The 25475-nt window shown below is 61.9% G+C and carries 22 protein-coding genes; 10 read left to right on the top strand and 12 right to left on the bottom strand.

The window, feature by feature from the left end; all coding sequences use genetic code 11:
* Positions 1-320: 320 nt before the first annotated feature.
* On the top strand, positions 321-1937 hold the full coding sequence (gene mqo / locus BLS60_RS13920) for a malate dehydrogenase (quinone) (protein ID WP_092369106.1): 1617 nt from the start codon (positions 321-323) through the stop codon (positions 1935-1937).
* A 78-nt stretch (positions 1938-2015) separates the two neighbouring features.
* On the opposite strand, the gene BLS60_RS13915 is transcribed toward mqo, so the two are convergent.
* A complete protein-coding gene (locus tag BLS60_RS13915) occupies positions 2016-2744 on the bottom strand; it encodes an amidotransferase (protein ID WP_092369103.1) in 729 nt (242 codons plus the stop codon).
* Between the two features lie 447 nt (positions 2745-3191).
* On the opposite strand from BLS60_RS13915, the gene BLS60_RS13910 reads away from it, so the two are divergent.
* A complete protein-coding gene (locus BLS60_RS13910) occupies positions 3192-3458 on the top strand; it encodes a PepSY domain-containing protein (protein ID WP_070883432.1) in 267 nt (88 codons plus the stop codon).
* A gap of 422 nt (positions 3459-3880) precedes the next feature.
* Here BLS60_RS13910 and BLS60_RS13905 read toward each other — a convergent pair whose 3' ends face one another.
* Positions 3881-4768 carry an AEC family transporter gene (locus tag BLS60_RS13905; protein WP_092369482.1) on the bottom strand — a complete coding sequence of 296 codons (888 nt, stop codon included), beginning with the start codon at positions 4766-4768 and terminating at the stop codon, positions 3881-3883.
* Between the two features lie 268 nt (positions 4769-5036).
* On the opposite strand from BLS60_RS13905, the gene BLS60_RS13900 reads away from it, so the two are divergent.
* Entirely contained in the window at positions 5037-6080 is a 1044-nt protein-coding gene (locus BLS60_RS13900) for a M4 family metallopeptidase (protein ID WP_092369100.1), read from the top strand.
* Positions 6077-6397 (top strand): protealysin inhibitor emfourin, encoded by a 321-nt coding sequence (locus BLS60_RS13895; protein WP_092369097.1) that lies wholly within the window; start codon positions 6077-6079, stop codon positions 6395-6397. The genes BLS60_RS13900 and BLS60_RS13895 overlap by 4 nt, the downstream gene beginning before the upstream one ends.
* Before the next feature lie 77 nt (positions 6398-6474).
* Here BLS60_RS13895 and BLS60_RS13890 read toward each other — a convergent pair whose 3' ends face one another.
* Positions 6475-6801 (bottom strand): ribonuclease E inhibitor RraB, encoded by a 327-nt coding sequence (locus BLS60_RS13890; RefSeq protein WP_070883435.1) that lies wholly within the window; start codon positions 6799-6801, stop codon positions 6475-6477.
* Between the two features lie 361 nt (positions 6802-7162).
* Here BLS60_RS13890 and BLS60_RS13885 point away from each other — a divergent pair, with 361 nt between their 5' ends.
* Both BLS60_RS13885 and BLS60_RS13880 read left to right on the top strand, forming a co-directional pair.
* On the top strand, positions 7163-7441 hold the full coding sequence (locus BLS60_RS13885; protein ID WP_083328747.1) for a hypothetical protein: 279 nt from the start codon (positions 7163-7165) through the stop codon (positions 7439-7441).
* 183 nt (positions 7442-7624) lie between these two features.
* Complete coding sequence (locus tag BLS60_RS13880; RefSeq protein WP_143024603.1) at positions 7625-8179, top strand: hypothetical protein; 555 nt, start codon at positions 7625-7627, stop codon at positions 8177-8179.
* A gap of 308 nt (positions 8180-8487) precedes the next feature.
* Here BLS60_RS13880 and BLS60_RS13875 read toward each other — a convergent pair whose 3' ends face one another.
* A complete protein-coding gene (locus tag BLS60_RS13875) occupies positions 8488-10569 on the bottom strand; it encodes an LTA synthase family protein (protein WP_092369091.1) in 2082 nt (693 codons plus the stop codon).
* A gap of 210 nt (positions 10570-10779) precedes the next feature.
* Here BLS60_RS13875 and BLS60_RS13870 point away from each other — a divergent pair, with 210 nt between their 5' ends.
* Both BLS60_RS13870 and BLS60_RS13865 read left to right on the top strand, forming a co-directional pair.
* Entirely contained in the window at positions 10780-11658 is an 879-nt protein-coding gene (locus BLS60_RS13870; RefSeq protein ID WP_092369088.1) for a DNA-3-methyladenine glycosylase family protein, read from the top strand.
* Between the two features lie 2 nt (positions 11659-11660).
* On the top strand, positions 11661-12158 hold the full coding sequence (locus tag BLS60_RS13865) for a methylated-DNA--[protein]-cysteine S-methyltransferase (protein WP_092369085.1): 498 nt from the start codon (positions 11661-11663) through the stop codon (positions 12156-12158).
* 6 nt (positions 12159-12164) lie between these two features.
* On the opposite strand, the gene BLS60_RS13860 is transcribed toward BLS60_RS13865, so the two are convergent.
* The 3 genes from BLS60_RS13860 to aroC form a co-directional block, all read right to left on the bottom strand.
* A complete protein-coding gene (locus tag BLS60_RS13860) occupies positions 12165-12710 on the bottom strand; it encodes a hypothetical protein (RefSeq protein WP_092369082.1) in 546 nt (181 codons plus the stop codon).
* 66 nt (positions 12711-12776) lie between these two features.
* Positions 12777-13931, bottom strand: a complete 1155-nt coding sequence (locus BLS60_RS13855; RefSeq protein WP_092369079.1) for an MFS transporter — start codon at positions 13929-13931, stop codon at positions 12777-12779.
* 97 nt (positions 13932-14028) lie between these two features.
* Positions 14029-15120 carry a chorismate synthase gene (aroC, locus tag BLS60_RS13850; protein ID WP_092369076.1) on the bottom strand — a complete coding sequence of 364 codons (1092 nt, stop codon included), beginning with the start codon at positions 15118-15120 and terminating at the stop codon, positions 14029-14031.
* 164 nt (positions 15121-15284) lie between these two features.
* On the opposite strand from aroC, the gene BLS60_RS13845 reads away from it, so the two are divergent.
* A complete protein-coding gene (locus BLS60_RS13845; RefSeq protein WP_208597306.1) occupies positions 15285-16265 on the top strand; it encodes an alpha/beta hydrolase family protein in 981 nt (326 codons plus the stop codon).
* A 97-nt stretch (positions 16266-16362) separates the two neighbouring features.
* Entirely contained in the window at positions 16363-17145 is a 783-nt protein-coding gene (locus BLS60_RS13840) for a hypothetical protein (protein WP_092369070.1), read from the top strand.
* Positions 17146-17237: 92 nt separating this feature from the next.
* Here the strand turns inward: BLS60_RS13840 and BLS60_RS21995 are convergent, their stop codons facing one another.
* The 5 genes from BLS60_RS21995 to BLS60_RS13815 all read right to left on the bottom strand — a co-directional run bounded on the left by BLS60_RS21995 (position 17238) and on the right by BLS60_RS13815 (position 25403).
* Positions 17238-19160, bottom strand: a complete 1923-nt coding sequence (locus BLS60_RS21995) for a HAMP domain-containing methyl-accepting chemotaxis protein (RefSeq protein ID WP_092369067.1) — start codon at positions 19158-19160, stop codon at positions 17238-17240.
* A 252-nt stretch (positions 19161-19412) separates the two neighbouring features.
* The gene (gene pdeM / locus BLS60_RS13830; protein WP_092369064.1) at positions 19413-20081 is read right to left on the bottom strand and encodes a ligase-associated DNA damage response endonuclease PdeM; all 669 of its coding nucleotides are present in this window, start codon (positions 20079-20081) and stop codon (positions 19413-19415) included.
* Positions 20078-22657, bottom strand: coding sequence for a ligase-associated DNA damage response DEXH box helicase (locus BLS60_RS13825; RefSeq protein WP_092369061.1), 2580 nt, complete (start codon positions 22655-22657; stop codon positions 20078-20080). Before BLS60_RS13825 ends, pdeM begins: the two co-directional genes overlap by 4 nt.
* Positions 22654-24393: an ATP-dependent DNA ligase gene (locus tag BLS60_RS13820; protein WP_092369058.1), complete on the bottom strand. Its 1740-nt coding sequence runs from the start codon at positions 24391-24393 to the stop codon at positions 22654-22656. Before BLS60_RS13820 ends, BLS60_RS13825 begins: the two co-directional genes overlap by 4 nt.
* Positions 24390-25403, bottom strand: coding sequence for a ligase-associated DNA damage response exonuclease (locus BLS60_RS13815; RefSeq protein ID WP_092369055.1), 1014 nt, complete (start codon positions 25401-25403; stop codon positions 24390-24392). The genes BLS60_RS13820 and BLS60_RS13815 overlap by 4 nt, the downstream gene beginning before the upstream one ends.
* Positions 25404-25475: the final 72 nt, after the last annotated feature.

Raw genomic sequence — 25475 nt, 5'->3', positions numbered from 1 at the left:
CTCGCCATTGTTACTGTTCATATCGCCAAATGACGGCGGAAAGCCGCCACCTGATTCTGCTAAATATGACGGAAATGTTAATCCGGCAGACCAAACAGGCGAACTGCAGCAGTAGGCATCCATTTTGCTTACTGCCCCGCCGCCTGCGACGAAAGCGCGCATTTGAAGGTACATCGCCTGGCGTTTCACAAAAATGCCTAGCCTGATTGGTTTCGCAGAACGAAACCCGATAGCACCCGACAAGCGATGCAGCCCAGCTATCCGGAGCTGTACCGAGCGGTCGTGCTGTCATGCATACATTTATGGAAGTGGTCTGCCTAATGAAAAAACTCCTGCTGTCCCTACTGTGCTTGAGCGCCCTCGGCTGCGCCAAGGAGCCTGAACCGGAAAAATCCGTGGACGTCCTGCTGATTGGCGGGGGCATCATGAGTGCAAGCCTCGGCACCTACCTCAACGAGTTGGAGCCGACCTGGAAAATCGACCTGTACGAACGTCTGCCGCAAGTCGCTGAAGAAAGCTCGAATGCCTGGAACAACGCTGGCACCGGCCATTCCGCCCTCGCGGAACTGAACTACACGCCGGAAAAAAGCGATGGCAGCATCGATATCAGCAAGGCCATCACGATCAACGAGTCGTTCGAAATATCCAAGCAGTTCTGGGCCTATCAGGTCGAACAGGGTGTTCTGAATAACCCGAAATCGTTCATCAATAACGTGTCGCACATGAGCTTCGTCTGGGGCGACAAGAACACCGAGTTCCTGAAAAAGCGCTATGAGGCCTTGGTGCGCAGCCCGCTGTTCAGCAACATGGAGTTCTCTGACGATCCGCAGCAGATCAAGCAGTGGATTCCGCTGGCGATGGAAGGCCGCGAGCCCGGCGAAAAACTTGCCGCCACCCGCGTGCAGACGGGCACCGACGTCAACTTCGGCGAAATTACCAACCAGCTGATTGACTCGCTGTCGCAGAAAGACACCTTTAACGTGCATGTGCAGCAGGAAGTCCGTGACATCACCCGCGCCGACGACGGCAGCTGGAACGTCACCATGGCTGACCTGGCCAATGGCGAAGAGCTGAGTACCGTAAACGCCAAGTTCGTATTCATCGGCGCTGGCGGCGGCGCTCTCAAGCTGCTGCAGAAATCAGGCATCCCCGAGGCGAATGGCTACGCAGGCTTCCCCGTTGGTGGCTCGTGGCTGGTAACTCATAACCAGGACGTGATCCAACAGCATCAGGCCAAAGTGTATGGCATGGCCTCGGTTGGCTCGCCACCCATGTCGGTACCGCATCTGGACACGCGCGTGATCAATGGCAAGAAAGCCCTGCTGTTCGGGCCGTTCGCCACGTTTTCGACCAAGTACCTGAAAAACGGCTCGCTGCTGGACATGTTCAGCACCATGACTACCAGCAACATCATGCCGATGGCCCATGCCGGTCTCGACAACCTGTCCCTGAGCACCTACCTGATCGGCCAATTGATGCTCGACCAGAAAGACCGCATGGACTCGTTGCGTGAGTATTACCCGCAAGCGCAGGACAAGGACTGGGAAATGCTCCAGGCCGGCCAGCGCGTGCAGATCATCAAGAAGGACGAGAAAGCCGGCGGCATTCTGCAGTTCGGTACCGAAGTTGTCAGCTCGCAGGACGGTTCAATCGCCGCGCTGCTGGGTGCCTCACCGGGTGCCTCGACTGCCGCACCGATCATGCTTCACCTGATGGAAAAGACCTTCAAAGACAAAGTCGCCTCGCCCGAGTGGCAGGCCAAGCTCAAGGAAATCATTCCGTCTTACGGTCAGACTCTCAATGACAACGTGGAGCTGGCCAACAAGACCCGCGCCTGGAGCAGCGAGCGCCTGCAGCTCAGCTTTGTCGAGGTCAAATCCGAGCAGGAGCAAGCCGAACAGGCGCCAGAGGCGCAAACAAACGCCGAAGCGCTGTAACCCTTGTCGAAAAGCGCCTCCATGCGAGGCGCCTTCAGCAAAACAGCGGCCCGCAAGGGCCGTTGTCGTTTCTGGCGGTTATACCAGCGCGGCGCTTCGTCCATTGGCGACAAAACGCAGCATCCATTCGCCGACCGTACGCCCGTGGTGGGCTTCATGCAGGCTATCCACCGCTACGCGATACACCGCCTCGCCGATATGCTGCTGGCGGATATCGAGCAAGGCACGCGAGTACTCGGGCACGAATTCCGGGTGGCCCTGGAAGCACAGCACCTGATCACCAATGCGGTATGCGGCATGCGCACAGAACGGGCTGGAGGCCAGTAACGTGGCGTTTTCCGGCAGGCGGGTGACTTGATCCTGATGACTGATCAGCAAGGTCAGTTCTTCCAGCGATGGTGTCATCCAGTCAGGCTGTTCGGCCAGTTGATAGCGATGAATCCCCACACCCCAGCCAACGCTTGCGCGCTCAGCCTTACCACCCAGCAGCAAGGCCAGCAGTTGGTGGCCAAAGCAAATGCCGAGCAGCTTGTCGCCGGCCTGATAGCGTTCGAGCAGGTAGGCTTTGAGCGTTTCGATCCAAGGGTCGGTCGCGAAAGAATCGGCTTTGCTCCCGGTGACCAGATAGGCATCGAAACGCGCATCGGCCGGCGGGTATTCCCCGCTCATGACATTGAATACGCTAAAGGTGGCAGCGATGGCCTGGCCGTCAAATAGCCGCTCGAACATTCTGCCGTAACCCTGATACTGATCGACCAGCTCGGGGCGCAGGATGTCGGTTTCCAAAATGCAGATCTGCAACGACATGGCGATACCTGAAAGAAAATGGCGCTGCTAAAGCGTGCCTGCGCTCGACCAGCAAGACAAGAGGTCACCCAGCAAAGGCTCATCAACCATCTTGATAGCAGCTATATGGATCATTAACTTCCCGCGCTCGGCAGCGGCGAGCATGCTTTGCACATCAATCACCAGCCAGCCATGTTGAGAGCAGCATCATGCACAGCCAAACCGTTAGGTATGCCCGCAACGGCGCCCTTACCACTATCGGCCTTTACCTTGCTATTACCGTGCCGTTGCTGGGCCTCAGCATGCAACACGGATCGCCCGTTGTCAGCGATGCCGAGCCTCCGATGAGTTCGCTCACGCCGCAGGCGAGTCGCTGAGCCAGAGTTTTCTTGAACCCAAAGCGCAACGCCGGGCTCCAAGCTTCAACGCTTTAGAAGCGTAATCGTCCGAATACCTAGGAGTTCCACGATGCTCAAGAAGACCCTGACCGCTCTCACCGCTGCCGCCGCACTGAGCGCCGGCTTCGCCATGGCCGACCGTCCTGGCGCTGACTGGATCAGTATCGAGAAGGCGCTGAGCAGCGCCAAGCAGGCTGGTTTCACCCAGATTCACAAGATCGAAGCTGACGATGCCGGTTATTGGGAGGGTGAAGGCACCAAACAGGACAATCGCCTGTACGAATTCCGCATTGATGGCAAATCCGGCAAGGTAATCCGCGAACAGCTGGATGACTGACTCTGTCTTGCAAAAGAACCGGCCCAAGAGCCGGTTTTTTTATGCCTTGAAACTTAGCGCTGTCAATCCTGACGAACGGTATCTCTCGTTTGCCAGGCGCGCGTAAACCCGCGTTGCGTCTGGCACAGGGAGTGCGCAGAACCTTGAAAGGGTTCCATAACTGTGTGATAGCTCAAAGCGGCTCTTTAGAAACCAACGGGTCTATTAAGAAACGAGTTGCCAACCTACAGTGAAGTCATACGCCGCCGGGTCTTGCCGGGGCGATTATGGGGATACGGCATACACCGGCCCACCACAACAATCAAAAAGGCAACGGCCATGTTCAAGACACCCAAATTCCGTCAGGCAGGGATGATTCTCTTCGCCACTGCTGTACTGCTGATTCTGCCCAACCTGAGCCGGATGATCGGCTGAGCTGGCCTTCAGTTCACCAAGGGCATCCACCACGCCAGAATCAGCGGCAGCAAACCAATGGCCAGGATGGTAGAGCACAACACCAGGCTGGCAACTTGCTCGGGCGAACGGTTAGCGCGCACAGCAAACAGATAGTTGAACACCGCCACCGGCATCGCTGACTGCACCACCAAGACCGCGTGGGTGAGCGGCTCGAGTGCCAGAGCAGCGCCGATACCCCACCCGACTGCAGCTCCCAGCAAAATACGCAGCGCTCCCAACCCGAGCCCAGAGCCTAGGTGGCGCATGCGAATGCTGGCCAGCGACACGCCCAGCGTCAGCAGCATCAGTGGAATGGTCATACCGCCCAGCAGGCTGACAGTGTTGCCCAGCCAGCGCGGCAGCTGCAGATCGAAGAAAATGATCGGCAGCGCCAAAAACAGACTGATCAGGATTGGGTTACGCAGCAGGTCACGCATCGACGCGGCATTGCCCGAAAGTGCGATGCCTACCGTGAACTGGAAAATCGACAGCGTCAGAAAGAACCCAACAGCCAGTGCCAGGCCATGCTCACCGAATGCGTAGAGGCTGATGGGCAAACCCATGTTGCCTGTGTTGGGAAAAAGAAAAGCCGGTACCAGGACTTTCCATTGCTGGCGAAACAAGCGGCTGAACAGTAAACCAATCAACCCCATGCACCCGGTAACCAACACACAGCCTAGCGCTATGCTGATGAACGCCTGGGGATCAAGATCGGTGCGGCTCAGAGTTGCCAGCACCAGACTGGGCGTACCGATGGAGAGCACCAGCCGGGCAATGAACTCAGTGGGGTAATTCTGGCCGCTACGCGCCCAGGCATAGCCGATGCCCGCGACGATGATCACCGGCGACAGTACAGCGAACAACTCAGCCAGCATGGCCATCCCTCGGATAAAAGCAGTCATCGTGAAGCGGTGGGTAGTTGGCTGCAAGCCATAACAGGGCCATGCGCAAACCTTCAGCCCTTATATCTACAGGATGGGGCGCCAGAATACGCAGCGCTATAGGGCTAGGCAGGCGGTGGGGCACCATCCGTCCACCAAGCTACGAGTTGTGAAACATCGAGGCTAAACGGCGCTCTCACTTCAATAGAAGCTGCGCGTTTGTGCAGCCCTCCTTTCTCTGCTTGCGCAGAAGGAGCATCGGATGGACCGCAGCGTCATACCCCCGTACATCCTGGATCGCATCATTGGTCACGGCTCCGAGCGCCAGCGCGCCAGCGCACGTGGCACCCTCAGTCATGTTCAGGCCCTGCGCCAAAATCCCGGTGCGCCACAGCTGGCCAAGCCGCAGACCGCCAGTGAAAGCGCCGCACCAGGGCAACCAAATCGCAGCATTCACGATGCCGAGCAACAGATGCTTCTACCCGGTGTACTGCGCAGGCGTGAAGGCCAGGACGACAGCGGCGACGCGGCAGTCGATGAAGCCTATACGGCGCTCGGTGCCACCTATGCGTTCTTCTGGGACGTATTTGGGCGGCACTCCATGGACGGCCAAGGCTTCCCACTGATTGGTACCGTGCATTATGGCAAGGCCTACGAAAACGCTTTCTGGAATGGCGAGCAGATGGTATTTGGCGACGGTGACGGTGAAATCTTCAACCGCTTCACTGTCGCGCTTGAGGTGGTTGCCCATGAGCTGGCCCACGGCGTTATCGAAAGCGAGGCCGCTCTGGTTTATGTCAATGAATCAGGGGCGCTGAATGAATCAGTTTCTGATGTCTTTGGCATTCTTACCAAGCAATACGCCCTCAAACAGACCGTTCAGCAATCCGACTGGCTGATCGGCGCCGGGCTGCTGACCGATGCCGTGAATGGCCGTGCGCTGCGGTCCATGTCAACGCCGGGCAGCGCCTATGACGACCCGCTACTTGGCAAGGATCCACAGCCTGGCCACATGCGAGAATTCGTCGAAACGCGGGACGATAACGGCGGCGTACATATCAACTCCGGCATTCCCAATCGTGCGTTCTACCTTGCCGCCATGGCGATGGGCGGCTACGCCTGGAAAAAAGCCGGGCAGATCTGGTACGACACCTTGTGTGATGCGCGCTTGACCAACGATGCGCAATTTCTCGATTTCGCCCAGCTGTGCGTCGACAACGCAGCACAGCGTTTCGGCAAAGCGTCGGCAGAGCTTCGAGCGGTCGCGAGGGCCTGGGAAGACGTTGGCGTTGGAGTTAAATCATGAAGCGCCTGCCGGAACTCGGCACCGACGCCATCGTAAGAATCTCCCGGCAAGGGGGATTCGCCGCCGTCACTGCGCTCAGTCGTCCACGCGAAATCGACTTCGCACAATGCAACCCTGATCAGCGGGACCAGGTCTGCTCGGTGCTGCAAACGTGTCTACCAGTAACCACGGAGGGAAATGCCGGTGCCGCAGACCGGCGTTTCTACCGCATCGAATTGCAGTTTTGTCAGCAAAATACCCAGCGCGATCTCGTCCTGCAGGTTCCCGAAGAGGGAGCCCCTGATGATCTGGTGCAGTTGTGGAAGGAAGGTACCTGACTGCCCTGCCCGATCAGGCGGGACAGTCAGAAGCCGTGCTGGCGTGATGCCTGGGCTCAACATCTGGAATACCGGGCCTAGAGCTCCTGCGTCACGCCCCAGCCGTCGAGCTTGCCGCCCAGCGGGCTGACCACGGACTCCATGTCCTGCTCGAAATCACCGATACCGATCTGGGTGACATGCATCACCTTGCTCACCTGCAAGTACCAGCCTCCGTCATCGCGCTCGGTCACCAGCGCGTGCAGCGACTCACCGCGAAAGTTGCGGGTGGCCCTGACGGCACCTTCTTCATCGGGAAATATCGCGTAGAACTCGATGGGATGAACGCTGGCAAAATCGAACCCGCCTTCTTTCATCCTGCGCAGAACGCCACCACCGACTTCATCGTGCATGATTGTGCTCATAACGTTGATCTCCATCAGGCGAAGGACTGGATCACCGGCGGTGCCGTGATCCGACTCAACATGCCACCAGGGCACGCCGTGATGACACCGGGCACAAGCCCGCGACTCGAGCAACTTCTCGTCGGCATGACCGCTCCGACGAACGCGGCACGCCATCGGCGATAGCCGCGTCATGCTCAGAATAGACCTGCAATCGTCTCGAGGTCAGTAGCTTGCGTGAAGAAACTTTCACGTTCGTCTGCTCGCCTTACCACCAGAAGCCTGTGTGATATACCAAAGAAGCAAACCATGCTCGTCAGTTGGCCGTATTCGAAGAGAGATTCGGGCGGCCGCTGCGAGCCCGATACGCGAGGTATCCGCTATGAGTACGTTACAGTGCACCCACCGTGACCACCGTATCAGCGCCGAGGTGATGGAACATCCTGGCATACCAACGCCCTGGGCAGGCGGTTGCCGGATCACCGCGCCGGATGGGCGAACCACTCGGCGCATGGCATTACCGGTCAATGGCGCCTTTCTGGATGACCTGAGCAAAGCCCAGCACGCCTCCCTAGCCCACGGCAAATGGCTGGTCGATCAGCACCTTGATAAAAATCGGGACCTTTTTCCCGATCACGCGGCCAAACACCACGCAGCATGAGGCCGTAACGAGTGGCCCGCATACGCAGCGGGCCACTCCACTCCTACGCTAAGGCGCGCAAACGCCCCACTTCAGCCGGTCTCATGCCCAGCAGACCCGGTCGCACATTGATGCGCCCGTTCTCATTCAAGACGAAGGTTGGATTTCATGGCGAGACGCACGCTTTTCATTTCTACGATGTTGATGACCAGCATTCTGGCGCTCAGCGCCTGCAGCGACGCCGACAAGACCCCTGCCAAGACTGCCTCCGCTGCCCAGAGCAGCCCACCAAAGCTGCAGGAAATTGTGGACCTGAGCCCTTTTGCCGGTTTCGCCAGTGCTCGCTTCGGCGCAGACGAAGCGGCCGTGCGGGCGGCCTGGAAAGGTGCCCTGCGCGACGGTGGCGGTACCTCAGACAGCTGCCGTCAGCTGTTTCAAGACCCGCGACCGGCCAATGACTTCGGCATCTCGTTCATGCTGGAGAACGGGGCTTTTGTGCGTTACGACGTTGCCAGTCGTGAGCGCAAAGCACCACGCGGGCTGCAGGTCGGCAGCAGTGCCCAACAAATACGCGCCACATTCCCAGGCCACTACGAAGAACAGCCGAACAAGTACGACGAAGGCGCTCGCGACTTTATCGTCAAGCCTTACGCCGATACCGAAGCGCGCCTGATTTTCCAGGTTGATAAGGACGGCATCGTGACGCGCTGGCGTATCGGCATGCCGCCGGCCGTGTTCTATGTGGAAGACTGCAGCTGACACGACGATGGGCGAGCAGTTGATCTCGCCTATCGCGGTACCTGTGGCTGTATCGCCAGGTCGGAGGCTAGGCAGCCATTCGCCAGCAAATCGGTTGGAGTAGCCTGGGTCGAGCGCAGCGACCCGATGGTCGCAATCGCGTTATGCCTGCGATCCCGGGTTACGCCTTCGGCTAACCCACGCTGCAGGAGCCAACCTCTGTCAGCCTCGGCCCGCGCCATTTCGGTAGCCCGGGTCGAGCGCAGCGACACCCGGGGTTGCACTCGCGTTGTACCTGCGGCTAACACGTGCGGGCCGGTGCATCGGCGCTATGGCTTGTCCGGCATCCCATCTACCACACCCGCCGTGTTGTCCAGCAAGCTCTTGGTAGCCGTCTGCAGGAAACCTTCAAGGCGCTGCTTCAGAAGCTCGTCAACCGGCCCTTCGATACGCTCGGCAGTCGGTTTGGCGCCCAGGCTGTAGCGATAGAAACGCGGATCGAAATCCTTGGGCTGCACCAGCACATGGTCGGCAGTCACGATCGCCACTGTCTGATCACCGCCCGAGGGCTTTATCACACCGATGCCTCCGTCGCCCTCGGGCAGATTGAGCAGATCCCTTCCCCAGCACTGGTGACGAACTTCACCACCAAGACGGCCCATGATGGTCGGCACGATGTCGACCTGGGTGCCGACGGTATGGCTGACCTTGCCGAACTTCTCCTGGATTCCCGGAGCGATCAACAGCAGCGGCACGTTGAAGCGCTGCAGGTCCATTTCGGTGACCTGATCGAAGCCGCCAAAGCCGTGATCACCCACCACCACGAACAGAGTTTCGTTGAAATACGGCTCCTTGCGCGCCTTCTCGAAGAACTGCCCCAACGCCCAGTCCGAATAACGCATGGCAGTGCGATGCAGGTCTTCCTTGCCGTTAATCAGCACTGGCTCCACGGGCAGGTCCTTGGGCAATGCATAAGGCGTGTGATTGGAGAGTGTCTGCAGCAGCGCATAAAAGGGCTTGTCACCGTAATTGGTCTTCAGCTCGAGCGCGCCACGGTCAAACATGTCCTGATCGGACACGCCCCAGGTCGGGTCCATGAACACCGGGTCGACGAAATCCTCACGGCCGATGAAATTGGTCATGCCCTGGTTGCTGAAGAACCCGGACTGGTTGTCCCACTGGAAATTGCCGTTGTAGACATACAGGTTGTCGAAGCCACGGCCACCCAGCAGTTGCGGCAAGCCAGAAAACTTGTGCGCGCCCTCGGGTGTGCGCATCAGGTACTCGAAACCGGGCAGGTTGGGAAAGCAGGCCATGGTCGCGAACATGCCCTGATGGGTATGCGTGCCGTTGGAGAAGAAGCGGTCGAACAGCAGCCCCTCCTGGCTCAGCTTGTCGAAGTACGGGGTGATGTTGCCTGGCGCGCCGAGCGCACCCACCGAGTGCCCGGCGAAACTCTCCATCAGAATGACCACCACGTTGCGAATTGGCAGCGTGCCGTCGGCAGGCGGTGTGTAGACGCGACGCATGGCGGCGCTGTCTGCGTCGACCAGCTTATCGTCCGGCGTCAGCAGCATGTCGCGGGTGATCTGCCGGGCCTGCGCGTCCTCCATGGTCGACTGCCAGGTGTTGTCGCGGTGCGGTCCGAAGGTCGCCTGGGCGGCGGTGAACAGGGTCAGCGTGCCGTTTAGGCCCAACTGGTTGGCGAACATCGACTCGGTGGTATAGGCATCACCCCAGCGCAACGGCGGGCCCTGGCGCAGGTGACCGCGGGCGGCGATCACCGCGATCAACAGGCACAGGAAAAACACCGAAAAACGCCAGTACCAGGCCACCTTAGGGCGGTGGCTGGCAGCGACGCGCGCGGGCTCCGCGCGGCTGGCGCGATCGAGGCGGCTGAACATCCACCACAACAGGCCGGTGATGACGAGCCAGGCGACCAGGTAGCGCGCCACCGGAAAACCGTTCCAGAGCATGCTCATGACCGTTGCCTGATCTTCCTGCAAGTACTGGAACACCAGGCTGTTCAGGCGCTGGTGGAATTCCTTGTAGAAGTCCAGTTCGGCGAGGCCGAGAAACAGCGTGACACTGGCGAAGAATGTCAGCCAGATCCGCTGCCATACGCGAGCGAGCATGGCCCGCGTGCTCAACAAGGCGAACAGCAAAGGCGCGCAGGCGTACACCACCACACGGAGATCGAAGCGCAGGCCGTTGAAAAAAGCTTCGGCAAATACCGCTGCCGGCGTGTCGCCGATGAGGTCGCGGTTATAGGCCAACAAGCCGGCGCGCAGCAGGGTGTACATCACCAGCAACGCCAGAGCGCTGAATAGAGTGAAGAGCAATTGGCTGCGTAACGGCTGGAACGAGTGCGTAGCGTTGGAAGGGGTGCCCTGAACTGCTGAAGGGGTCATGTTCAATCATCCACTAAATACATATGCCGCCCGGCTCACCACGAACCGCGGCGACCGGAGCCGCGCGAGTGTGGCCATGTGGATGTGAAAATTTTGTCGACAAGAATTCTCGATACGCCAATACCCTGCGTGCATACGGCAACCGAGCCGTCTGTTTGAAAGTCATTTTCCACGCTGACAAGAGCTGGTCTGGCGGTTATCGTCATCGGCATGACCCAGAACGAAACCATTAAACTGCCCTATCAGGCGCCTTGGAGCTGGCTGCAGTTCCATGAGCACTTAAAACTCCGCGCCATCGCCGGGCAGGAGAGCCTGGGCGAGCGCGACTACTGCCGCAGCTTTCGCCTCGCAGGCGTCACCGGCTGGTTTCGCGTTACTGCCCTGCCCGACCAGGATGCGCTGCTACTGACCTGCAGCGCTTCAGCCAGCGCCTGCCTGCCAGCGCTGGTCCAGCGTGTGCGGCGGATGTTCGATCTGGATGCCGACCCTGCCGTTATCGCCGCTCACTTCGCTGCCGACCTGCGCCTGGCGCCGATGCTTGCGCGCAACCCCGGCCTGCGGCTGCCCACCGCGTTCGATGCGTTCGAGCAGGCCGTGAGGGCCATCGTCGGCCAGCAGGTCACGGTCAAAGCGGCCGTGACCATTACGGGCCGCCTGGTCAATCGCCTCGGCGAGGCGCTGGATGGCGGGCCGACAGGAATTGACCGGCTGTTTCCGACTCCTGCCGCGCTGGCTGCGGCCAACCTCGACGGCATCGGCATGCCAGGTAAACGCGTACAAACCCTGCAGCACTTCGCAACGCAGGTTGCCAATGGCGAACTGCGCCTGGATATCAACCAGGGCGCAGCCGAACTGATCGAGCGCTTGTGCGCCCTGCCCGGCATTGGCCCGTGGACCGCCGAGTACATCGCCTTACGCGCCTTCGGTGACGCGGACGCGTTCCCGGCCAGCGATCTGGGCCTGCTGAAAGCGCCGATCTGGGGCGCAGCGGGCATCACGGCTCGCCAGCTTCAGGCCCACGCAGAAGCGTGGCGACCGTGGCGGGCGTATGCCGCAGCGCATCTGTGGCACAACTATTCGGGAGGCTGAGGATGTTCTACCGCTACCACGACAGCCCCATCGGTCGTCTCTTCATGGTCGGTGACGAGCATGGGCTGCAGCAGCTGCTCATGGAGGTGGAACGCACACCCTGGCTGATTGGTGAGCACTGGCGCGACACGGGCTCGCAACTGGATGCCGTCAGCCGTCAGTTAGACGAATACTTCAGTGGTCGCCGGCAGCGCTTCGAGCTGCATCTCAACCCGCAGGGCACCGCTTTCCAGCAGGCGGTGTGGCAAGCGCTGCAGGAAATCCCCTTTGGCCGCCTGGACAGCTACAGCGCCTTGGCCCGGCGCATCGACAGGCCCAAAGCGGTACGCGCGGTCGGCGCTGCCAATGGCGCCAACCCAATCTGCATCATCATTCCCTGCCACCGCGTCATCGGCCGCGATGGCAGCCTGACCGGCTTCGCTGGCGGCCTGCCACGCAAGCAACTGCTGCTGGAACTGGAAGGCGCCGTGCCCAGGCCGCAGGCATCGCTGTTCGACTGAGGGTGGTCAGTCTTGCAGACGTGGGAATCGCGCCGCGATGTCGTCACCGCTTGGCTTGCCAACCGCTGCGTTGCCCGTCGACAGACGCACCATCGTGCAATAGGGAAACTCACCGAGTTCGAACCAGTGGCGGGTGCCCGCCGGCACCGACACCAGCGCATTGCGCTCTGCCAGCAGCACGAATACGTAATCATCGATATGCAGGCTCAGCATCCCCTGTCCGGATAGGAACAGATAGCGCTGCTCGCCTTCCACGGTGATTTCCTGTGGCGCACCGACAGGCTTGTCGTGCTCGGTCGGCCAGCGGCGCTGGTCGATACTGGTGACCTCCACGTGGCCCAAATCATGATCGCTCTGGAGTTGCTGCAGCGGCGCGGCGATCGCGCTGAGGACCTCGGCTTGCGCCACACCGGGCTGCAGTTTGACGTCAATATCCAGCACGCGAAAATCGATGCCGACCGCAGCCAGCGTACTGGTGATGTCCTCGGCATGACCCAGCACCTTGTTTGGAATATCTGGGCTGGTCTGGTGATGAACGCTCAGGCGGCTCATGGCAAAAATCCTTTGGGTACTCGCCGCCGGCAGGCAGCTCGGTTTGACAGATGACCCCGCGCGCCCTCAAGGCTGCGCCGGGTCAGCGGTGCGTCTGAGCATGATAACGGCTGCAGCCAGCGCGGCCAGTCCCGCCAGGGCGAATGTCCACTGTGGGCCGAGACCGTTCCAGCTGTAACCGGCATACAGGGCGCCCAGGGCACCACCGATGCCAGCCAGCGAGGCATATAGCGCCTGCCCCTGCCCCTGCTGACGGGCACCGAAACTACGTTGCACAAAAGCAATGGAGGCGGCGTGAAAACTGCCGAAGGTGGCCGCATGCAACACCTGGGCGAACAGCAGTACCGCCAGGTGATCAGCGAAAAAACCCATCAGCACCCAGCGCAACGCGGCGATGGCGAAACTGGCGACTAGCACCTGGCGCAGGCTGAAATGCCGGAGCAAGCGTGCCATGGCCATGAACACCAGCACCTCCGCCACCACGCCGAGGGCCCAGAGCAGACCGATCAGCCCGCGGCTGTAGCCGAGCTGCTCAAGGTGGATGCTGAGAAAGGTGTAGTACGGCCCGTGGGACAACTGCATCAGCGCCACGCACAGGTAGAAGGCCAGCACTCCAGGCTGTTTCAGTTGCTGCACGAAGCCGCCACGGCTTGCCGATTGTGACGAGGCCAGCGGCTGGGCGTCCGGCACCCAAAAACTGCTCAGGGTAATGCCGCTGATGATCAGCAGCAGCGCCCAGGGGTAGATATCCAGGCTGAACCAGTCGAACGCTTTGCCGAGCCCGACCACGCTGAGAATAAAACCGATGGAGCCCCACAGGCGGATTTGCGCATAACGGGCCGACTGCTCGCGCAGGTGTGCCAGGGTGATGACCTCGAATTGCGGCAGCACCGCATGCCAGAAGAACGCATGCAGGGCCATCACCAAGGCCAGCCAGGCGTAACTCTGGCTGACGAAGATCAGGCTCAGGCTGAACAATGTGCACACCGCGCCGAGGCGCACGATCAGCAGCCGCCGGCCGCTGTAATCGCCCAGCCAGCCCCACAGGTTGGGTGCGATGCAGCGCATCAGCATGGGAATGGCCACCAACTCGCCGATGCGTGCTGGCGAGAAGCCCAGGTGTGCGAAATACAGCCCCAGGAACGGCGCCGTGGCGCCGAGCAAGGCGAAATAGAACAGATAGAAGCCGGACAGGCGCCAGTACGGCAAGGCCGGATTCATGACGTAGCCTGAGCTGAACGCAGCGATACCCAAGTGACTGCGCGTTGGGTATCGCCTCGCCCAGCACGACGCGCCCTGCCCAACCCTACAGCAGCGCTCACAGCTGCGGCAGTACCGGGGTATTCACGCGCACATCGGCATTCTGCCCACGGTGGCGCAGCAGGTGGTCCATCAGCACGATAGCCATCATCGCCTCGGCGATCGGCGTAGCGCGGATGCCGACACATGGATCGTGGCGGCCTTTGGTGATCACATCCGCCGCGTTGCCATGCACATCGATGGAGCGCCCCGGCGTGGTGATGCTGGAGGTCGGCTTGAGCGCCAGATGGGCGACGATTGGCTGCCCACTGGAAATACCGCCGAGAATGCCGCCGGCCTGGTTGGAGAGGAAACCTTCAGGCGTCAGCTCATCGCGGTGTTCGGTGCCGCGCTGCGCCACCGAGGCGAAACCTGCGCCAATCTCCACGCCCTTGACGGCGTTGATGCTCATCAGCGCGTGGGCCAGTTCGGCGTCCAGGCGGTCGAAGATCGGCTCGCCAAGACCCGGCATCACGCCTTCGGCAACCACGGTGATCTTCGCGCCGACCGAATCCTGATCACGGCGCAACTGATCCATGTAGGCCTCGAGCTCGGGCACCTTGTCCGGGTCGGGGCTGAAGAAGGCGTTGTCTTCTACTGAGTCCCAGGTCTTGAACGGGATCTCGATTGGGCCCAGCTGGCTCATATAGCCACGGATAACGATGCCCTGGCTGGCCAGGTACTTTTTGGCGATGGCGCCAGCCGCCACGCGCATGGCGGTTTCGCGAGCCGAACTGCGGCCACCGCCACGGTAGTCGCGAACGCCGTATTTGTGGTGGTAGGTGTAATCGGCGTGGGCCGGGCGGAACAGGTCCTTGATCGCCGAGTAGTCCTTGGACTTCTGGTCGGTATTGCGGATCAGCAGGCCGATCGAGCAGCCGGTGGTCTTGCCTTCGAAGACCCCGGAGAGGATTTCCACCTCGTCAGCTTCCTGGCGCTGCGTGGTGTGGCGACTGGTGCCGGGTTTGCGGCGGTCGAGGTCGCGCTGCAGGTCATCGATGGAAATGTCCAGGCCAGGCGGGCAGCCGTCGACGATGGCGACCAGCGCAGGGCCGTGGCTCTCGCCTGCCGTGGTGACGGTGAACAGCTTGCCGAAGGTATTGCCGGACATTGCGCGAGGCTCCAGGAAAGGTCGATCAGCAGCCCGCGGCGAAAAAGCAGGCCCGATAAGAAAGCCGCTGAGTATACTCCGTCGCACCTGCGGAGATCACCCGCGAGCGAACCTTTGGCCAATCGCCAGCGTCCAACAGACCCCATTGAAGATCCGTTCCCATCATGCTGCGAGCTTTGCTTTTGACGCTTTCCCTCTTTACCGGCCTGGCTCAGGCTGCCCCCATCCTGCGCGAGCCGGTCAGCCTGGACACCGGCCAGGGCGTGCTGCACGGCTCACTGGTGCTGCCGCAACGCAGCGAAGCGGTGCCAGTGGTGCTGTTGGTCGCCGGCTCCGGGCCGACCGACCGCAACGGCAACAACCCGGGTGGCGGCCATAACGACGCACATCGCAAGCTGGCCCAGGCGCTGGCGCAGCAAGGCATCGCCAGCGTGCGCTATGACAAGCGCGGCATCGCCGCCAGCCATGCCGCCACGCCCCACGAACGCGACCTGAGCGTCGAGCGTTACGTGGCCGACGTGGTTGCCTGGAGCCACCAGCTTCGCCAGGACAAGCGCTTCAGCCACATTGTGCTGGTCGGGCATAGCGAAGGCGCGCTGATCGCCAGCCTGGCGAGCCCCGAGTCCGATGCCGATGCGCTGGTGTCGATTGCCGGCAGTGCCCGCCCCATTGATCAGCTGCTTCAGGAGCAATTGCGCAACCGCCTGCCGCCCCGCTTGCGTGCTGAAAGCGACGCGCTGCTCGAAGCTCTCCGCGAAGGCCGCCAAGTCGCCGAGGTGTCGGACGAGCTAACTGTGCTGTATCGCACCAGCGTGCAGCCGTATCTCATTTCACTGTTTCGCCAGGACCCCGCGGCAGCCTTCGCCCGTGTTCGCGTGCCAGCGCTGATCCTGCAAGGCGACCATGACATCCAGGTCAGCGTGCAGGATGCGGAAATGCTGCATGCCGCCAACCCCGACGCGCAGTTACAGATCATCACTGGCATGAACCACGTGATGCGCATTGTGCCGATGGACTTCGAGAAACAGCTGGCTTCCTACGACAATCCAGACCTGCCCCTGGCCCGCGCACTCACCAGCAGCATCGCCAGTTTCATCAATGCGTTGCCCCCTGTAGAAACGGATATCGCTGCCGATAGCCACTAGACAATGCCAATGAGTTGCTGCGCGTCACCCGCTCGCACACTTATGAACGCTTCTTGACCACCGCTGACGCGTGCGGCGGCTTATCGAGGAATGCCCCATGTCCGACAGCGAAACGCCAGCCGCGGCCGCGCCGGAAACCGAACAGGTCGAAGCGTCGCACCCCTGGGCGAAACTCGACCCCGAGCACTTTCGCCTGCTGCGTCTCGCGGCGCTGCCGATTGATCGCCACACCGGTGCGCGGCCACTGCGTTTCGTACAGCTTGGCCGCGTCGAGCGGCACAGCAAAGAGCAGAGTCTGTTGCGCCTGAGCGTGCAGCTGCCGGGGCAGCAAGTGCGCAAGGAGCAGAACGTGCTCGAGCTGTGGCTTGACCATCGGGCCAAGGAGGCCCGCTTCGGGCCGGACAACGGCTTCAATCTGGAACCTCAGAATCGCGGTCTGGGTCGATTCCTGCTGGCTCAGGCAGCAGCCTGGGCCAAGCAGCATTGCGCCCACTACACCCTGGAAACCGGTCCGCTGCCGAGCCGCGACGCCATGAGCGAAGAGGCCCGCGCACGCCGTGACCATTGCTTGAAAGCGCAAGGTTTTGCGGTCGATTATCAGGATGGGCAACTCAAGGCGAACTACAGCGCATCACGCTTGAATGCGTTGCACAGCGACTGGAACGCGGAAAAGGTCAGATTCATCGATCAGCTGGATGCCGCTCAGATGCTCCAGCAAGCGGACCAAAACCTGCACGAGCAGGATGCGCAGCTACGCAAGCAACACGAACGTCTCGAGCAGCTCAAGCGCGAAGACGGCGGTCTGCGTTTCACTATCGCTTGCCTGGTGGCGTTCAGCCTGTTTCAGGCCGGCCTGCTGATCTGGATTGCCACCCACTGAGCACGCACATAGCGGCGTGCCTGGAACAGCGATAAAAAAGGCCGTTGCCCCGAGGGCAACGGCCTTTTGCATCTCAGCACACTGCCGTGTGATCAGACCCGGAAGTGGCTGACCATCTGTTGCAACTGACTGCCCAGACGGGCCAGCTCGACACTGGACGCTGCAGTTTCCTCACTGGCAGCGGCGGTTTGCTCGGAGATGTCGCGCACGTTGATTACGCTGCGACTGATCTCTTCGGCCACAGCACTTTGCTGCTCGGCAGCGGCAGCGATCTGCTGGTTCATCGACTGAATGTTCGACACCGTGCGGGTGATGCTTTCCAGCGAACCGCCGGCCTTGCGGGTCAGCTCCACCGTGCTGTCGGTCAGCTCGCGGCTGCTGTGCATGATGTTGGCCACCTGCTGAGTGCCCTGCTGCAGACCTGCCACCAAGCCTTCGATCTCTTCGGTGGATTTCTGCGTACGCTGAGCCAGGCCGCGCACTTCGTCAGCCACTACCGCAAAACCACGACCGGCTTCACCGGCGCGGGCGGCTTCGATGGCGGCGTTGAGTGCCAGCAGGTTGGTCTGCTCGGCCACCGCCTTGATCACATCCATCACGCTGCCGATCTTGTTGCTTTCCTGCTGCAGGTGGCTCATCGCCTCGGTAGAGCGGCCCACTTCGGCAGCCAGACGCTCGATCTGGGCAATCGCTTCGGCCACGACCCGGTCGCCCTGGATCGCTTCGCGGTCTGCGTCGGAGGCAGCCTGGGATGCTTCGGCAGCGTTACGCGCAACTTCCTGCACCGTAGCCGACATCTCGTGCATGGCGGTGGCCACCTGATCGGTTTCGACCTTCTGGCTGTTGACCCCGGCGCTGGTCTGCTCGGTGACCGCAGACAGTTCTTCGGCCGCACTGGCGATCTGGGTGACACCGTCGCGGATGCCGCCGATCAAGTCACGCAAGGTGGTGCCCATGCGCTGGATGCCCTGTTGCAGCACACCGATTTCATCACGGCGCGTGACCTGCAGCGTCTGGCTCAGATCGCCACCGGCAATGCGCTCGACTGCGGCCAGGGTGTCCTGCAGCGGACGGGTTATCTGACGGGTGATCAACCAGGCAGCGAGGATGCCGATCAGCAAGGCCAGCACCGTGGTGCTCAACTGCAGCGTACGCGCCGAGGCGGTTTCCTCGTCGCGACGCTCCATCTGAATCGCGGTGAGCTCCTTGCTCAGTTTGACGATCTCGTAGCCTTCCTCGGTGAGTTCCTTGCGAGACGCGGCGATGGTTTCCGTCGCAGTCTTGAATGCCATCACTGCTGAACGGTAGTTGGCCAGTGCGGTATCGACCTGGCTGACGCGCTGCGGGTGCTCGGCGGAGAAGGTCTGACGAAACAGGTCGAGGTCCTTGATGGTGGCATCGATCTGCGCGATGGCAACGCGTTCGGCGTCGGCATTAGGGCTACCGGTATAACCGCGCACCTGATAGCGCACCAGTTGCCAGTCTTCCTTGGCCTTGGTGATGGCCTCGAACTGAGCGGCACGGCCTTCGTCATAAGGCGGCAGGCTCGTCACCGTGCTGCTGATCTCGTCGATCTGCTGGCCGGCATTCACTGCATTGCGGGTCATTTCCTGACGCGCATCGTTGGCAGCGCGGTATCCATCACGCATCTTGTTCAACGACAGCTGATAAGCGTCGATCTGCGCGCCCTGCGCCTGCAGGCGACGTACGTTGTCGGGGCTCTTGAAGGACGCCAGCACATCGGCATGCTGCGCCTTGAAGCCGTCGAGAGACTTCTGCACGGTGTCGGCGACGGTTTCGTCACCGTTGGCCAGCATGTACTGCAGGCGGGTGACACGCAGTTCAGTCAGCGAGTCATTGAGACGGGCAATATCTGCCGTCCAATCGCTGCGCTGAACCAGGCTGCCCAGACTGGTCCAGCCAGCCAGAGCGAGTATGCAGGTAAGGGCGAGCACAAGGCCGAAGCCCAAGGCAAGTTTCAGGGTGACGCTGATGTTGGCGAACCAGCTGTTCATATAATTCTCCGACCTTTGTGAGGGGACTTGTGAAGCTGGAGAATTATTTTTATGACCCAGCGGATTTTAAGCGGCACGCATTCTATCGGCGGCGAAACGAATAACTAGAATCGGCCGAAGAAAACGTTTCGCACGCGGCAAAACCCGCCACCAACTAAATATAGAAAATATTTATATTTTCTATATTTATCAAATAGATAAATTCACAAAAAGAAACGCGACGGTTTTCCGTCCGCGACATAAAACCGCAGCTCAATCCTGACTGATCCGCCAGATTCCTGCATCGAGTGAGCCATAGATCACCCTCCCCGGCGCCGCCTCGATCACCATGCCGCCAGTGAATTCGCCAAATGCCGGTAGCAGCGTGATGCCGCGCTCGACACTGAAACACGGCATGCGCAGGCGGTCGCCGCCCCGCCCTCGCAGCACGAACACCGGGTGCAGGTGCCCGGCCAGTACGTGCAGCCCAGGGCAATCCAAAGGCTCATGGCACAGCGCGAATGGCCCCATTTGCCAGGGCTCGCTCACCACCTGAATATCCAGTTCAGCGGCAGGGTCTCCCGCGCTGCGGTCGTGGTTGCCGCGCACCAGCAATATCCGTAGCGCTGCATGCCGTTGTCGCCATTCCCTAAGCGCCGCGAGGGTGCTGCCGCCGCGTGCCGGGCGAGCATGCAGAAAATCACCGAGCAGAATCACCTGGCGAGTCGGGTAGCTCGCCAGCATCACCTCGAGGCGCTGCAGGTTACGCGCCGTAGTCCCATGCGGTACCGGCTGACCCAGGATACGGTAGGTAGCCGCCTTGCCGAAGTGCGCGTCGGCGATCAACAGAGCCTGTTCGGCTGGCCAATAGATGGCCTTGTCCGCCAGCAACCAGAGTGTCTCGCCGGCAATCTCCACCGCGAGGTAAGGCGGACTGTTCATGCCTCAGGCCCCTTGGCTTTGCGCCGCGGGCGGCCGTCCTTGCGCTTGCGCTCGCCGCGGCGCACGGGCGGCTCGATTTCGATCTGCGGTTTGCTGGTGGCCTGACCGCCCGGCCCGGCCGCACGCTCCAGCTCACCGAGCATGCGGGCAATCCGATCCGCCAGTTTCTCCGAGCTGAGCCGCTCGCGAAAACGTTCGACCATCAGCGGGAATGCCAGCGGGGTCGCCCGACGCAGCGCATGCAAATCAAGGCGCGCAGCGCGCATGTCTGCCAGAGTGCGTTGCAACTGCTTAACGTCGAGTTCCTGGCTAAGCACTTCATCATGGGCCTGGGTGAGCAGCAGGTTGCCGGGGTCGTACTGGCGAAACACATCGAAGAACAAGCCGCTGGAGGCCTGCACCTGGCGCAGACTTTTGCCCGCACCCGGGTAGCCACCAAACACCAGCCCGGCGATACGGGCGATCTCGCGAAAGCGCCGCTGCGCCAGTTCGCCGGCGTTGAGGCTGGCGAGTACGTCGTGGAGCAGATCGCTGTCATCGAACAGATCACCGCTCAACCAGTGAGCCCAATCCACTTCGCTGGCGCACAGCAGCTCGAGGCCGTAATCATTCACCGCGATGGAGAAACTCAGCGGCTGCCGTTTACTCAGCCGCCAGGCCAGCAAGCTGGCCAGCCCCAGGTGCACGTTACGCCCGGCAAAGGGATACAGGAACAGGTGCCAGCCTTCGCGCGAATGCAGCGTTTCCGCCAGCAGCGTGCCGGGCTCCGGCAGTGCAGACCAGCCGGCTTGCACCTCAAGTAGCGGTTGCAGCATGCGCATTTCCGGCCCGTCGAAGCGGCCCTGAGCCGCTTCGCCGAAACGCGCCACCACCGCTTCGGCCAGCGCGTTGGAGAGTGGCATGCGCCCGCCGTTCCAGCGCGGCACGCTGGCTTTGCCAGCGGCGCTGCGTTTCACGTAGGCGGTCATGTTCTCGACGCGCACCAGCTCCAGCGGTCGACCGCCGAACAGAAACACGTCGCCTGGACGCAGCCGGGCGATAAAACCTTCTTCGACGCTGCCCAGGGAACCGCCGCCGCCACCCTTGCTCCACCACTTCACGGTGAGGCTGGCATCGCTGACGATGGTGCCCACGCTCATCCGGTGGCGCCGCGCCAGGCGCGTGCTGGGCACTCGCCAAACGCCCTCCTCGTCAGGCTCCACACGCTGGTAATCGGGATAGGCGCTCAGCGATTCACCGCCTTGGCGCACGAACGCCAATGCCCAGCGCCACTGCGCGTCGTCAAGGTCGCGATACGCCCAGGTGCTGCGTACCTCTCGCAGCAGGTCATCGGGGCGGAAACCGCCGCCCAGCGCCACGCTGACCAGATGCTGCACCAGCACGTCGAGCGGCTGATGTGGGGATTCCCGCGCCTCGATGCGCCCAGCCGCCACGGCATCCTGCACTGCGATGGCCTCAATCAGCTCAAGCGCGTGGGTCGGCACCAGGGTAACGCGCGAGGTACGCCCTGGCGCGTGCCCGGAACGCCCGGCGCGTTGCAACAGACGGGCAACGCCCTTGGCTGAGCCGATCTGCAGTACCCGTTCGACCGGCAAAAAATCGACGCCCAGATCCAGGCTCGACGTACAGACCACCGCTTTCAACTTGCCATGTTTGAGCCCGCCTTCCACCCAGTCGCGCACTTCCCGCGCCAACGAGCCATGGTGCAAGGCGATCAACCCGGCCCAGTCGGGGCGTGCGTCGAGCAGCGCCTGGTACCACAGCTCCGATTGCGAGCGGGTGTTGGTGAACACCAGGGTGACACTGCTGCTGTCCAGTTCCTCCACTACCTGCGGCAACAACCGCAAGCCCAGGTGCCCTGCCCATGGAAAGCGCTCCATGGCTGCCGGCAGCAGTGTGTCGATACGCGGCGGGTCGCTCTGCTCGCCACGTATCAGGCAGCCATCGCCACCCGGCAGCAACACCTCCAGGGCGTGCGGCTGGTTGCCGAGCGTGGCCGACAGGCCCCAGACAATCAGCTGTGGGTTCCATTGCCGCAGGCGCGCGAGAGCCAACTGCAATTGCACGCCGCGCTTGTTGCCGAGCAACTCGTGCCATTCATCTACCACCAGCATGCCGACGTGTGCGAATTGCGTTTTGGCGTCGGCACCGGTGAGCAACAGCGTCAGGCTTTCCGGCGTGGTAACCAGCGCCGTGGGTAATCGCCTGGCCTGACGCTGACGCTCGGCGCTGCCGGTATCGCCGGTGCGCATGCCGAGCGTCCAGGGGATCTCCATTCCGTCGAGCGGTGCCTGCAGCGCGCGCGCAGTATCCGCAGCCAAGGCGCGCATCGGGGTGATCCACAACACGGTGAGCGGTGCGGCAGGAGGCGCGCGCTTGCTGCCGACGGTTTTTTTCGGCGCTTTCCGGGTAGCGAAGCGATTAAGTGCCGCAAGCCACACGGCGTAGGTCTTGCCTGCGCCGGTCGAAGCGTGCAGCAAGCCACTACGCCCTTCGGCGACGGCTTGCCACACCTCTTTCTGAAAGCCGAAGGCCTTCCAGCCGTTGCGCCGCAGCCAGGTGGTGGCGAGGCTCACTGCAGCAGTTCCTGCAGCAACGCCAGGGTGTCAGCCTCCTCCACCGTTTTATCGTGGCGCCAACGCAACATTCGCGGAAAACGCACCGCGATGCCGCTCTTGTGGCGTGGCGAGCGGGCAATGCCCTCGAAGCCCAGTTCGAACACCAGGCTCGGTGTGACGCTGCGCACCGGGCCGAATTTCTCCACGGTGGTCTTGCGCACGATGGCGTCGACCTTGCGCATTTCCTCGTCGGTCAGCCCCGAGTACGCCTTGGCGAACGGCACCAGGCGCCGCTCGGGATCACCGGGCGCACCGTCCCACACCGCGAAGGTGTAATCGCTGTACAGGCTGGCCCGGCGGCCGTGTCCGCGCTGGGCGTAGATCAGCACGGCATCGACACTCAGCGGGTCGATCTTCCACTTCCACCAGACGCCGACGTCCTTGCTGCGGCCCACACCATAAGCGGACTCGCGGCCTTTGAGCATCATCCCCTCGACGCCCAGGGCGCGTGAGGCCTCGCGCTGTTCGGCGAGCGCCTGCCAGCTATCACCATGCAGCAGTGGCGATGGCATCAGGCGCGGGCTCGCACAGGCGGCAACCACCTGCTCCAGCTGAGCCCGTCGTGCGTGCTGCGGGCGTGCGCGCCAATCGTCGCCCTGCCACTCCAGCAGGTCGTAGGCCAGAACCGCCACCGGCACTTCTTCGAGCAGTTTGCGACTGAGGGTCTTGCGGCCGATGCGTTGCTGCAGCAGTGCGAAAGGCTGAATGCCGTACTGTTCGAGCTGCGCCTCGACTTGATCATTGAGACGCCCAGGCGCTTGCTCCGCGGCATGGGCCATCAGCTCGCCTTGCTGGGCGGTGGCCTCGGGGGCGTGCCGCCAGACCACCAGCTCACCATCGATCACCGTGCCGTCCGGCAGGAGCGGCGCCAGTTCCTGCAGTTCGGGAAAGCGCTCGCTGATCAGGTCCTCGCCACGCGACCAGACCCACAACTGGCCGTCGCGCTTGACCAGTTGCGCGCGGATGCCGTCCCACTTCCACTCGATCAGCCAGTCGCTGGGCGCGCCCAGACTGGCCTCGAACTCGTCCAGCGGGCGCTGCAGGGGATGAGCTAGAAAGAACGGGTACGGCTGTCCGCCGCGCTGGGCGTGCTCGTCATCCGACTCGGCGGCGATCAGCCGTTGGTAGGACGCGGCGGTGGGCCGATGCGACAAGTCCGTGTAGCCGACCAGACGCTGGGCGACCCGCTTGGCATCGACATCGGCAACGCTGGCCAGTGCACGGGTTACCAGCAGCTTGGAAACGCCGACCCGAAACGCGCCGGTAATCAGTTTGATGCTGACCATCAGCGATTGCGGATCGAGCTGCGCCCATAGCGCATCGAGACGCATCGCCAACTCGTCAGGCGGCAGCCCGCGCAATGGCAGCAACTTGTCCTCGACCCACACCGCCAGGCCGTCATCGGACGTGCTGGTCGCCTCGGGAAGCAGCAGTGCGATGGTTTCAGCCAGATCACCCACTGCCGAGTAGCTTTCTTCGAACAACCAGGCGGACAGGCCGGCACGCTGCATGGCCAACTCACGCAGCTGTCGAGATGGCACCAGCTGCCGGGGCCGTCCACCTGCAAGAAAGTAAACCGCCCAGGCCGCGTCCGCCGGCTCGGCAGCATGCAGGTAGTCCTGCAACGCTGCCAGCTTGGCATTGCTCGAGGTGGTGGCATCAAGGCGTGCGTAAAGCTGAGCGAAAGCGATCATGCCGCGGGCTCCGCCGGTGCGTCGTCTTCTTCACCGTATTCGGTTTCGAAGGCCTGGGCGTCGAGGCCTTGCTCGCGCAGGTGCCGCACCAGGATGTTCACCGAGCCGTGAGTGACCATCACCCGCTCGGCGCCGGTCTGTTCGATGGCCCACAGCAGGCCGGGCCAATCGGCATGGTCGGAGAGCACGAAGCCGCGATCAACGCCGCGGCGGCGGCGCGTGCCACGCAGCAACATCCAGCCGCTGGCGAACGCATCACTATAATCACCAAAGCGGCGAATCCAGGTGCTGCCGCCTGCCGACGGCGGCGCCAGAATCAGCGCCTGGCGCAGCAGCGGATCGCCCTTCGGCACGTCACCGGCATAGCGCGTTTCCGGCAGGTACACGCCAGCGTCGCGGTACACCTGATGCAACGGCTCCATCGAGCCATGACCAAGAATCGGCCCGATGCTCCCATCAATGCCGTGCAGAATGCGCTGCGCCTTGCCGAACGCGTAGCAGAACAGCACGCTGGCTCGACCGGCCTGCTGATTTTGCCGCCACCACTCGTTGATGCCGGCGAAAATCTGCGCCTGCGGCTGCCAACGGTAAATAGGCAGGCCGAAGGTCGATTCGGTGATGAAGGTATGGCAGCGCACCGGCTCGAAGGGCTCGCAAGTGCCATCCGGCTCGACCTTGTAGTCGCCAGATGCCACCCATACTTCACCGCGGTATTCGAGGCGCACCTGAGCCGAGCCCAGGACGTGCCCAGCAGGATGCAGGCTGACGGTAACGCCGTGGTGCTCGATGGATTCGCCATACGCCAGGGTCTGCAAATTGATGTCGCGCCCCAAGCGGGTTCGCAGGATGCCTTCGCCAGGCGCCGCTGCAAGGTAATGAGCGCTGCCGCCACGCGCATGGTCGCCATGACCGTGAGTGATCACGGCCCGTTCGACGGGGCGCCAGGGGTCGATATAGAAATCTCCGGGGGGACAATACAGGCCTTCAGGCCGTGCAATCACCAGATCCAAGCAGGCGACCTCCGGAAGTTGGAATACAGGATGTTGAAGCGGTGTGACGACGTGCTGGCAGCAGCCAGCTCG

The organism is Phytopseudomonas seleniipraecipitans (genome assembly GCF_900102335.1).
Classification (GTDB): Bacteria; Pseudomonadota; Gammaproteobacteria; order Pseudomonadales; family Pseudomonadaceae; genus Aquipseudomonas; species Aquipseudomonas seleniipraecipitans.
Note: the sequence above shows the minus strand (reverse complement) of the source record. Positions and strands in the feature narration are given on the sequence as shown.

Excerpts from the sequence above, each read along its gene's own strand:
- BLS60_RS21995 (WP_092369067.1), bottom strand. The coding sequence starts at position 19,160 with ATGAACAGCTGGTTCGCCAACATCAGCGTCACCCTGAAACTTGCCTTG.
- pdeM (WP_092369064.1), bottom strand. The coding sequence starts at position 20,081 with ATGAACAGTCCGCCTTACCTCGCGGTGGAGATTGCCGGCGAGACACTC.
- BLS60_RS13865 (WP_092369085.1), top strand. The coding sequence starts at position 11,661 with ATGTTCTACCGCTACCACGACAGCCCCATCGGTCGTCTCTTCATGGTC.
- BLS60_RS13900 (WP_092369100.1), top strand. The coding sequence starts at position 5,037 with ATGGACCGCAGCGTCATACCCCCGTACATCCTGGATCGCATCATTGGT.
- BLS60_RS13860 (WP_092369082.1), bottom strand. The coding sequence starts at position 12,710 with ATGAGCCGCCTGAGCGTTCATCACCAGACCAGCCCAGATATTCCAAAC.
- BLS60_RS13915 (WP_092369103.1), bottom strand. The coding sequence starts at position 2,744 with ATGTCGTTGCAGATCTGCATTTTGGAAACCGACATCCTGCGCCCCGAG.
- aroC (WP_092369076.1), bottom strand. The coding sequence starts at position 15,120 with ATGTCCGGCAATACCTTCGGCAAGCTGTTCACCGTCACCACGGCAGGC.
- BLS60_RS13885 (WP_083328747.1), top strand. The coding sequence starts at position 7,163 with ATGAGTACGTTACAGTGCACCCACCGTGACCACCGTATCAGCGCCGAG.
- mqo (WP_092369106.1), top strand. The coding sequence starts at position 321 with ATGAAAAAACTCCTGCTGTCCCTACTGTGCTTGAGCGCCCTCGGCTGC.
- BLS60_RS13820 (WP_092369058.1), bottom strand. The coding sequence starts at position 24,393 with ATGATCGCTTTCGCTCAGCTTTACGCACGCCTTGATGCCACCACCTCG.
- BLS60_RS13890 (WP_070883435.1), bottom strand. The coding sequence starts at position 6,801 with ATGAGCACAATCATGCACGATGAAGTCGGTGGTGGCGTTCTGCGCAGG.
- BLS60_RS13855 (WP_092369079.1), bottom strand. The coding sequence starts at position 13,931 with ATGAATCCGGCCTTGCCGTACTGGCGCCTGTCCGGCTTCTATCTGTTC.
- BLS60_RS13840 (WP_092369070.1), top strand. The coding sequence starts at position 16,363 with ATGTCCGACAGCGAAACGCCAGCCGCGGCCGCGCCGGAAACCGAACAG.
- BLS60_RS13845 (WP_208597306.1), top strand. The coding sequence starts at position 15,285 with ATGCTGCGAGCTTTGCTTTTGACGCTTTCCCTCTTTACCGGCCTGGCT.
- BLS60_RS13910 (WP_070883432.1), top strand. The coding sequence starts at position 3,192 with ATGCTCAAGAAGACCCTGACCGCTCTCACCGCTGCCGCCGCACTGAGC.
- BLS60_RS13895 (WP_092369097.1), top strand. The coding sequence starts at position 6,077 with ATGAAGCGCCTGCCGGAACTCGGCACCGACGCCATCGTAAGAATCTCC.
- BLS60_RS13880 (WP_143024603.1), top strand. The coding sequence starts at position 7,625 with ATGACCAGCATTCTGGCGCTCAGCGCCTGCAGCGACGCCGACAAGACC.
- BLS60_RS13905 (WP_092369482.1), bottom strand. The coding sequence starts at position 4,768 with ATGCTGGCTGAGTTGTTCGCTGTACTGTCGCCGGTGATCATCGTCGCG.
- BLS60_RS13875 (WP_092369091.1), bottom strand. The coding sequence starts at position 10,569 with ATGACCCCTTCAGCAGTTCAGGGCACCCCTTCCAACGCTACGCACTCG.
- BLS60_RS13870 (WP_092369088.1), top strand. The coding sequence starts at position 10,780 with ATGACCCAGAACGAAACCATTAAACTGCCCTATCAGGCGCCTTGGAGC.